The sequence below is a fragment of the Sulfurimonas sp. genome (assembly GCF_028694895.1).
Classification (GTDB): Bacteria; Campylobacterota; Campylobacteria; order Campylobacterales; family Sulfurimonadaceae; genus Sulfurimonas.
The window spans coordinates 1-9,525 of the sequence record NZ_JAQVKA010000059.1; the positions used below are offsets into that span (position 1 = coordinate 1).

The 9,525-nt window shown below is 37.4% G+C and carries 9 protein-coding genes; 4 read left to right on the forward strand and 5 right to left on the reverse strand.

Going from position 1 to position 9,525, the window contains the following annotated elements:
• Nucleotides 1–112: 112 nt before the first annotated feature.
• From mgtE to ligA, 5 genes are all read right to left on the reverse strand, one after another.
• Nucleotides 113–1,456 (reverse strand): magnesium transporter, encoded by a 1,344-nt coding sequence (mgtE, locus tag PHI38_RS07285; protein ID WP_299854458.1) that lies wholly within the window; start codon nucleotides 1,454–1,456, stop codon nucleotides 113–115.
• Nucleotides 1,457–1,493: 37 nt separating this feature from the next.
• A complete protein-coding gene (locus tag PHI38_RS07290) occupies nucleotides 1,494–1,973 on the reverse strand; it encodes a heme-binding domain-containing protein (RefSeq protein WP_299854461.1) in 480 nt (159 codons plus the stop codon).
• Nucleotides 1,954–2,796 (reverse strand): Bro-N domain-containing protein, encoded by an 843-nt coding sequence (locus PHI38_RS07295; protein ID WP_299854464.1) that lies wholly within the window; start codon nucleotides 2,794–2,796, stop codon nucleotides 1,954–1,956. Before PHI38_RS07295 ends, PHI38_RS07290 begins: the two co-directional genes overlap by 20 nt.
• Before the next feature lie 92 nt (nucleotides 2,797–2,888).
• On the reverse strand, nucleotides 2,889–3,599 hold the full coding sequence (locus PHI38_RS07300) for a TlyA family RNA methyltransferase (protein ID WP_299854467.1): 711 nt from the start codon (nucleotides 3,597–3,599) through the stop codon (nucleotides 2,889–2,891).
• Nucleotides 3,586–5,544, reverse strand: coding sequence for an NAD-dependent DNA ligase LigA (gene ligA, locus PHI38_RS07305; protein ID WP_299854469.1), 1,959 nt, complete (start codon nucleotides 5,542–5,544; stop codon nucleotides 3,586–3,588). Before ligA ends, PHI38_RS07300 begins: the two co-directional genes overlap by 14 nt.
• A 126-nt stretch (nucleotides 5,545–5,670) precedes the next feature.
• On the opposite strand from ligA, the gene PHI38_RS07310 reads away from it, so the two are divergent.
• Genes PHI38_RS07310 through PHI38_RS07325 form a run of 4 tightly spaced genes read left to right on the forward strand, consistent with a single transcriptional unit; the run spans nucleotide 5,671 to nucleotide 9,415 of the window.
• On the forward strand, nucleotides 5,671–6,654 hold the full coding sequence (locus PHI38_RS07310; RefSeq protein WP_299854471.1) for an ABC transporter substrate-binding protein: 984 nt from the start codon (nucleotides 5,671–5,673) through the stop codon (nucleotides 6,652–6,654).
• 3 nt (nucleotides 6,655–6,657) lie between these two features.
• Nucleotides 6,658–7,440: an ABC transporter permease gene (locus PHI38_RS07315; protein ID WP_299854474.1), complete on the forward strand. Its 783-nt coding sequence runs from the start codon at nucleotides 6,658–6,660 to the stop codon at nucleotides 7,438–7,440.
• Nucleotides 7,428–8,168, forward strand: coding sequence for an ATP-binding cassette domain-containing protein (locus tag PHI38_RS07320; RefSeq protein WP_299854477.1), 741 nt, complete (start codon nucleotides 7,428–7,430; stop codon nucleotides 8,166–8,168). Before PHI38_RS07315 ends, PHI38_RS07320 begins: the two co-directional genes overlap by 13 nt.
• Entirely contained in the window at nucleotides 8,165–9,415 is a 1,251-nt protein-coding gene (locus PHI38_RS07325; protein WP_299854480.1) for an NnrS family protein, read from the forward strand. The genes PHI38_RS07320 and PHI38_RS07325 overlap by 4 nt, the downstream gene beginning before the upstream one ends.
• Nucleotides 9,416–9,525 lie beyond the last annotated feature (110 nt).

The window sequence follows — 9,525 nt, forward strand, 5'->3', positions numbered from 1 at the left end:
CTTGCAAAAATAGAGATAAATCTTCTAAAATATCTTTAGAGTATATGATAGAACCAAAATGTTAAAAATAAATCCTAGATTATTAAAAGGTATCATATATTTATTACTATTTTTAAACTATGCCAAAATACCATGAGGCTATGGAGAAGTAGATTACAACGCCACTGATATCTGCTATGGAAGTAACAAGTGGAGCACTGGCTGTTGCTGGGTCTAGTTTTAACTTTGTAAATATAAATGGCAACAGCAGGCCTATTAAGCTCCCAGTTAAAACCACTACAACCATAGTCATTGATACCACTAGCACTATTTCAGGTGCTCTAAAGCTTGCAACTAGTGCGACTGCTAAGGCCATAGTTGTGCCTAATAAAAGTGCAACACCTACCTCTTTTACTATGAGCTTATACCAGTCTTGAAGCTTTACATCTCCAATAGCTAAAGAGCGTATCATAAGAGTTGCTGATTGTGAGCCTGCATTTCCACCGCTATCTATAAGAAGTGGTAAAAAGAAAACTAAAGAGACCGTTGATTGGATAAGTGTTTCAAAACTAGAGAGTGCTTCACCTGAGAAAATATTCATAAAAACTAGTGCAATAAGCCACACTATACGCTTTTTGTATAGATTAAACACTCTCTCTTTAAGCGGATTACTAATGGCTTGTGAGAAAGAACCAAACTTATGAAAGTCCTCGGTTGACTCCTCTTGCACAACATCCATAATATCATCAAATGAGACTATCCCAAGAAGCACACCATCAGAGTTTAAAACAGGAAGTGCTACTCTGTCATAATCTTGAAATATTGCGATGGCTTTTTCTTGGTCATCCATTGCATTAAGAGCTATAAATCTATAATCAAGAAGCTCTTCAACCCTCTGTGTAGGCGAAGCTAAAATTAGCTCTTTTATACGAACATCATCTATAAGTTTTTTCTCATGATCTACAACGTAAATCACATTTAAAGTCTCAGAATCTCTTCCATACTTTCTAATATGGGCAAAAGCCTCTTCCACGCTCTGTTCAGGCTTGATGGCGACATACTCAGTAGTCATCAACCGTCCAATACTATCCTCTGGATACTCAAGTAGCTGCATAGCTATGATTTGCTCTTTTGGCGAGAGAGTTTTTATGAGTTTTTGTGCTATCTTTTTTGGAAGCTCTTCAAAAAATGCAGTTCTATCATCTGGCTCCATGTCATTTAGTAAAATAGAGAGTTTATGACTCTTTTGCTCTAATTTTTTGATGATTTGATGCTGTTTTTCATAAGAGAGTAGAGAAAAAACCTCTTTTGTTTGAGTTCTACTGAGGAGCCTAAAAAGTATTATCTCACTCTCATCATCTCTCTCTTGGATGATACTTGCTAGTTCAAAAGAGTCGTGCTGGGCTAGTAAACGTCTTAGTGTGTTCCACTCTTTGTGCAGTAGAAGTTCATGAAGTTTTACTTTAAAATCATTCATAAGAGCTCCTTTTTAAAAAATAAGTTTCTGATTTTACCTACTTTATGGCTGTTTCTGGCTTTAGGCTATTTTTTTTAAGTGTTTTTAACTCCTCTTCAAACCACGTCATAAGTATCTCTTTCTCCTCTTTTGTAAGGTTTGCACCTTCATGTGCATAACGATAACTAGGAAGTGCCATGTACTCATTTTTTACAGTAATTATTGCTCGTTTTAGTCTTGCTTCTTTTATGGATGGCTCAATTATGTTGTACTGTGAAAAGTTTAGTGCTTTGCGAGCATCTTTTACATGTGATGCAACAAAAAAAGAGATAGGAGCCACTGAAGCATAGCTCGGCCACAAAGTCTCATTTGAGTGGCAGTCATAACAGCTCTTCTTTAAGATAGACATGACCGGCTCGTCTGTTACAAGCGTATTTTGTTCATCAATGGGTGGATTTGTTTTCTCAACTTGGATGAATTGAAGTAAAATTAAAAGAGCCACAAAACTTATAATAAATTTATTTCTTAATAATGCCAATATTTTTATCCTCTAATATATTTTTAGCATTTGTGCTTGTTACTACTTTTTTACCTGTTTTTGCTTCAAGCTCGGCTCGTGCAACTTTTGCTACATTGCCACCTTGTGCGGCTATTTCTTTGCTCTCATCAAAACTCGTTGGGCTTAATGCTTCTGAGATATCTTTTGTTGATGCTTCTGCTAACATATTTAAAATCAATTCCGTATTCGTCATATTATCTCTTAAGTTCTCTTTTTTGAGACCTTTTAAGATTTTGTACTCTTTTGTAGTTTTTTCCGCCCAAGTTTTTGTGATGATGTCTGTAAGTGTCGCAAACTGTGCTCCTACTTCCACGCCCACCCTCTTCCACTCATCGGTAAGCTCTTTTCGTATCTCTATACTTTTGAGTCTTTGATTTATCCAACTCTCACTATACCCAAGCTCCAGATACTGCTTAAGTGCTCTATCAATACTAAGTTCAGGATCACTCATCTCATCAAGTCTCTCACTCGCAACTTTTGCCAACCAAAGCTTAAAAGGTTCTGCTTTTGGAGATGGGATGGATTGGATTAGTCTAAAGAGTTGCTCAGTATCGGCTACATCTGTTAGCCTCATCTTGCCATCGAGCGCTTTCATTTTCAAACTGTGACAATTTGTCACAGTTTCATTCCCCTCAGCAATTAATCTTTGCTTCAACTTTCTCCAATAAGCACCAGAATCGATGCTCTCAGTCAAAACCTCAACTACATCAACTATAGATATATACCATATCTGTTGCTCTTCATCCCAAAGAGTACGAACTTTTTTCTCTTCAAATAGTTTGATTGCTTCATGTGGTTTCATAATTTTTACCTCCAATAATCATTTCAAACATTATAACTTTTCAGAAAAATTAACTTTAAAATATTGCAATTTGTCATATATTTATTTAAAGCTTATTTCTCAAAACAGTAACAGTACTCCAGATTCCCATCTTTTCCTGTTAATTTTGAAGCAGATTTTTTTATAAGTTTCCAGCCTTTTAGCTTACATGCGTCTTCAAACTTTATCATGGCTTGGAGTATAACTTTCTCATCTGTCACAACGCCGTTTTTGTCTCTTTTTGCTTCGCGTCCTACTTCAAACTGTGGTTTAAAAAGTAGGATTATTTTATCGTTTGAGAGTCTATCTACGTCATCTAAGATGTAAAGCAAAGAGATAAAAGAGACATCGCTAACTACTATATCAAACACCTTATCGCTCTTAAACTCTCTTATGTCACACTCTTCATATGAGTGGACTCTCTCATCGTTTTTTAAACTAACATGTAACTGCTCTCGTCCGACATCAACCGCCGTTACCTCTTTTACACCCTCTTCTAGCAGAACTTGCGTAAAACCACCTGTTGAAGAGCCTATGTCTAGTGCTGTTTTATCTTTTATTTCAAGTGAGAGTTCACCCAAAAAAGCACTAAGTTTAAAGGCGGCACGAGAGACATACTCTTTGTGCTCTTTTATACTAACTCTATCACTTGGCTTTAGAGCATACGAACTCTTGATAATCTGCTCACCATTTACGCTCACAAGCCCCTCTTTTATGATACTTTGTGCTTTGTTTCTGCTCTCGCATATTTTATTTTCTACCAGATAGTTATCAAGCCTGCTCAATTTTGCCTCTCATCTCTTCTTCATTTAAACACTCAACGCCCAAATCCATAGCCTTGTCATACTTGCTTCCAGCATCTTCGCCGTATATAACAAAGTCAGTTTTTTTTGAAACTGAACTCACAACTTTTGCACCCAAACTCTCTAACAACTCTTTTATCTTATCTCTGGGCTCGCTCATACTTCCAGTTAGAACAACACTTTTGCCCTTAAATGGATTCTCTGCTGCTTCTTCTCTTTTTATAGGTTCAAGCGGTTGTAAAATCTCTTGGAGTCTAAGAATAGTATCTCTGTTTACTCTTACAAACTCCAAAAGAGACTCTGCCATCTCTTCGCCTACTCCATCACATGCTATTATCTGCTCTTTTGTAGCATCTATAAAACCACTACCAAAATTTGTACTTAGAGTTTTTGAAGCAACCTCTCCAATATGTTCAATCCCCAAAGAACTTATAAAACGCCAATAATCACTACCTTTTGCACTCTCTAACGAATCAAGGAGATTTTGAGCTTTTTTATCTTTAAAACCCTCTAATGTCAGGAGTTTATCAAGTGTCAAGTCAAATAAGTCAACCACGCTTTTTACAAGCCCTGAGTTAAAGAGAGCTTCAACTATCTTAACACCCAAACCATCAATATTTAAACATGGTTTTGAAGCAAAATAGATTATAGAGTTTATGACTCTCGCTTCGCATCTGAGATTTTGACACTTCAAAAGTACGCCCTCATCAAGAAGCTCACTTTTGCACACTGGACACTCTGTCGGTCGTTTGTACTCTACTTCGCTTCCATCTCTCTCATGAGTTAAAACTTTTATGATTTTAGGGATAACATCGCCACTTCTTAGGATGATAACTTTGTCATTTATACGGATATCTTTTCTGTCTATCTCATCGAAATTATGAAGGGTAGCACGCTCAACAACTACTCCATCAATGTTTGTCGGCTCTACAATGGCTACGGGAGTAACAGCGCCAGTCCTTCCAACTTGGAGGATTATCTCTTTTATAGTTGTTATCTTCTCAACAGCTGGGAACTTGTACGCAACACTAAAGCGAGGGTTTTTAACGGTATAACCCATATCTATTTGAGAAGCAATTTCATCTACTTTTATAACCATTCCATCAAGCATCATCTCGTAGCTATCGCGGTTTTTATTCATCTCTTCGTACACCGCTTCTATCTCTTCAAAACCGTTACATGTAGCTCTTAGCGGTGGCTTTTTAAATCCTTGTGAGTAGATATAATCCATCTTTTGGCTTAGTAGTTTATGCTCTAAGCTATTCTCTCCAACACCATATGGCAAAAAAACAAGATTTCTTGATGCGGTAATGCTTGAGTCTAGTTGGCGTAAACTTCCCGCTGCTGCATTTCTTGGGTTTGCAAAAAGAGCTTCGCCATTTTTTGCTCTCTCTTGGTTTATGTTCTCAAACTCTTCTTTGTAGATAACAACTTCACCGCGGATTTCGATTTTTTCTTTATGTTCTATTGTTAGAGGAATTGAGCGGATAGTTTTTGCGTTTTGAGTGATTAGCTCGCCTACTTCTCCATCTCCTCTAGTAATAGCTTGAACTAAGATACCATCTTCATAGATAAGATTTAACGACGCACCATCATACTTTGGCTCACAATAAAAAGAGATATTTTTATCTAACTTGTAGGTTTTAGTGAGCCATTTCTCTAAATCCTCAGAGTTAAAAACATCCTCTAAACTCCACATACGACTAAGATGCGCTGCTTTAGTAAACCCATCGGAGACGCTATCTCCAACTCTTTGAGTAGGTGAAGAGGCTGAGATATGTTCTTTGTTGGCTTCTTCATACTCTAAGACTTCATGGTAGAGCTTGTCATAAACTTCATCGGTGGTAAGTGCATCATCAAGCACATAGTAGTGGTATGCATAGAGGTTTAAGAGCTCTACGGCTTTTTCATATTGTTCTAAATTCATGGTGAAATTTTAGCCAAAAGTTTGTATATTGGCTATTCTTTTCTAACTTGATTATTGTCAATGATAATTAATATCAAAATAGATATAATACAAAAATAAATCTTACTACCAAAGGAAAAACATAAAATGAGAACTTTTATATATAGTTTTTTTACACTTCTTTTTTTAACCGCCTCTTTAAGCGGTGCTCAAAAGCTTGACAAAATAGTAATCGCTGGGCCGTTTGCATCGGTTTCGCACCCTATTTTACATATGATTGAGACAAATGCTCTTAGTGATGTTGCAAATAAGATTGAATTTAGAGTTTGGAAAAATCCAGATGAGCTTAGAGCTATTGCTATTAAAGGCGGCGCTGACTTTATAGCGATACCTACAAATACAGCAGCGATTTTACATAACAAAGGTGTAGATATAAAGCTTCTTAATGTCTCTGTTTGGGGTATTTTAGGGATGGTTAGCCGTGATAATACACTTCGTAGTTTAAAAGATTTTAAGGGCAAAAAGATAGCTATACCGTTTCGCGCAGATATGCCTGACATCGTCTTTAAACAACTCATAAAAAAAGAGGGTTTAGATCCACAAAAAGATTTTGAGCTCGTTTATGTTGCATCTCCAGTTGATGCTATGCAGATGCTTATCATGAGACGAGTTGACCATGCGCTCTTAGCTGAACCTGCTATCTCAATAGCGCTCAGAAAAACAAAATCTTTTCCTGTAAATCTTGTTGCGCCAGACCTCTTTAGAAGCGTTGATTTGCAAGAAGAGTGGGCAAAAGTGTTTGGTACAAATGGAGATATTCCTCAAGCTGGAATCGCAGTTATGGGCGGTATGAAAGATGAGCATGTGATAAAGAGATTTAACGAAGAGTATTCAAAATCTCTTGCATGGTATAAAGCAAACCCAAAAGAAGCAGGAACATTAGTCGTAAAAACTCTTGATATGTTAAAAGCAGAAGGGGTTACTGACTCTATAGAGCACATTAGACTCAAAGATGTAAGTGCAAAAGACGCAAAAAAAGAGCTAGAGTTTTTCTTTAATATCTTAAAAGAGGAAGAGCCTAAGAGTGTTGGAGGCGAACTTCCACAAGATAGCTTTTACTACGGGCTCTAACGAATGAAATTTGCACTAAAAATATTAAAAGATTTTCCTGCATTTCTTTGGAGTGGCTGGGGAGCAATCGCCTCTATACTGCTTTTTATTGCTCTTTGGGACGCTGGAAATCAAGTTTATGGGGATTTGGTACTTCCATCTCCACTAGAGACTTTTAAAACATTAAATACAATGCTTCATGATGAGAGCGTAATAGACGAGATAAAAACAACTCTTTATCGCTCATCTGTTGGCTTTGGGATTTCGCTTCTTTTTGGAACAACGCTAGGGCTTTTAGCTGGTTTTTTCGCAACTGCATCAATGATGAGCCGCCCTATTGTTACTATACTCGTTGGTATGCCTCCAATTGCTTGGATAGTTTTAGCGATGATTTGGTTTGGAATGGGTGATGAAACGGTTATATTTACAGTAATCGTTGCCTCTTTTCCTATCATTTTTGTAGGCGCACTTCAAGGAACAAGAACGCTTGATGGTGACTTAAGGGAGATGGCTAAGAGCTTTAACTTTCCATGGCATATGAAGTTTCTTGATGTCTATTTTCCACATATTTTCTCTTATGTATTTCCTGCTTGGGTTAGTGCTCTTGGAATGGCGTGGAAGATAGTTATCATGGCTGAGTTGCTCGCTACAAGTGATGGTATCGGCGCATCACTAGCGACTGCTAGAAGTCAGCTCGACACACCAACTGCACTAGCGATTGTGAGCATCATGATAGGCTCACTTATGTTTATAGAGTACATCATCTTAGAGCCTTTAAAGCGAGAGGTTGAGTTATGGAGAGATTAGAAGTTAAAGGGTTAAACCACAGTTTTGGCTTTACTAAAATACTACACGATATAAATTTTACTCTAAACAAAGGTGAAGTTCTCTCCATCGTAGGCCCAAGTGGTGGTGGAAAAACAACACTTCTGCACCTTTGCGCAAATCTTCTTGATGTTGAAGAGGGAAGCGTAACAAACACATTTGCAAGCAGTGCATTTGCTTTTCAAGAAGCAAGACTACTTCCATGGAAAAACACTATCGATAACATAGCACTAGCTCTTCTTGCAAAGGGAGAGAAAAAGAGCGAGGCGATAGAGAAGTCTAAAGCCATTGCACTAAAGTTTGGACTCGAAGAGGATGATTTTAGTAAATTTCCAAAAGATTTGAGCGGTGGTATGAAGCAGAGAGTCTCCTTTGCTAGAGCGTTAGTCACAAAGCCCTCTTTGCTATTTTTAGATGAGCCGTTTTCTGCTCTTGATATTGGGCTTAAAAAAGAGCTTCAGAGTGTTTTGATAGATATGATAAGCAAAAAAGAGTTAAGCGTTCTTTTTATAACTCACGACTTGATGGAAGCCATTCGCCTGAGTGATGAGATGCTTCTTCTAAAGGCAGATCCAGGGCATATTGTGAAAAAATTTAGATTTGATATCGTGCAAAATCAAAGAGATGATAAGTATGTGTATGGCAAAAGTGCAGAGATACTGCAAGATAGTGAGATTATAAGCACATTTGAGTTGGAGTTAAAATCATGAGTCATTTAGAAGAAAAAGAACAAGTTCTGCGCGCTACAAACCACTATCTCTACTATCCTGATGAAAAGGATGTTCCAGCATATCTAGCTTATGGTTTTAGACCTATATTTCTGCTTTTAGCACCTTACATGGTAATCTCTATGGTTTTATGGGGGCTTGTTTGGAGCGGAGTTTTAAACATCCCTTTTATGCAAAATATCTTAGTGTGGCACGTTTATGAGATGATATTTGGAATCCTTACCGCTGGAACTATGGCGTTTTTGACAACTGGTCTTCCTGAGCTGTTTCCTGGTTTTGTTCCTATCATCGGAAAAAGACTTAGAAATGTGATGATTTTATGGGTTGCAGGACGAGTGAGTTTTTGGTTTATAGATGTAACTGGTGTTTACCTTGCAGCCATACTAAACCTCGCAATGCTCGCATGGCTTATCTGGTTTGCAAAAGCTGCTGTACTTGACAAGCTTCAAAGACACGCTTCACTTGGATATGCAATGGTCGCACTTCTTATCATTGAAGCGTGGTTTTTTGCTTCGATGGCTGGTCATGCAACAACTGAGCCGATGGATATACTAAAAGTTGCTCTTGGAGCGAGCGTCATCTTGATACTTCTTGCTATGCGACGTGTAAATATGGAAGCGGTTAATGAACTTATGGAAGATAAAGGGATAGATGATGTCTATGTAGCGCGTCCACCTGTTACAAACCTAGCTGTTTTTGCTGTTATGATTTTTACGGCGGTTGAGTTTTTATATCCAAACAACTCGGCTCTTGGATGGCTTGGTTTTGCTGCTGGAGTGGCGATTTTAGGCATCACAAATGACTATATACTAAAAGATAAAGTGATTATAAATCAGCCATTTGTTATCTATCTAAGCTTTATCTTTGTACTTTTAGCAGTTGGTTACGCTCTTATGGGTTATGCACTCTTAAGTGGCGAATTTCAAAACATCAGCCACTTTAGACACTTTGTTACAAGTGGTGGTTATGGTCTGGCTTATCTGATGGTTATGATAATCATCGGCACTATTCATACAGGGCGACATCTGGCTTTAAATATCTATACTCACTCAATGGTAAGTTTGATTATCATAGCAACGCTCATGAGAGGCTTGATTCCTTATTTTGAGGAGTATTCATCTACTCTTTACATGTTATCTGCGCTGCTTTGGGCTACACCCTTTGCACTTTATATAAAGCAGTTTTCTAGTTTTTTAATGGCTCCTAGAGCTGATGGCATTAAAGGCTAAAACTTTTATGTTAGATACTAAACTCTAGTATCTAACCAGCGTCTTTTTTTATAAATATATACGTAAATAATCCCTTTTATAAGGGTTTCAATGTTCATAATTATAAATAT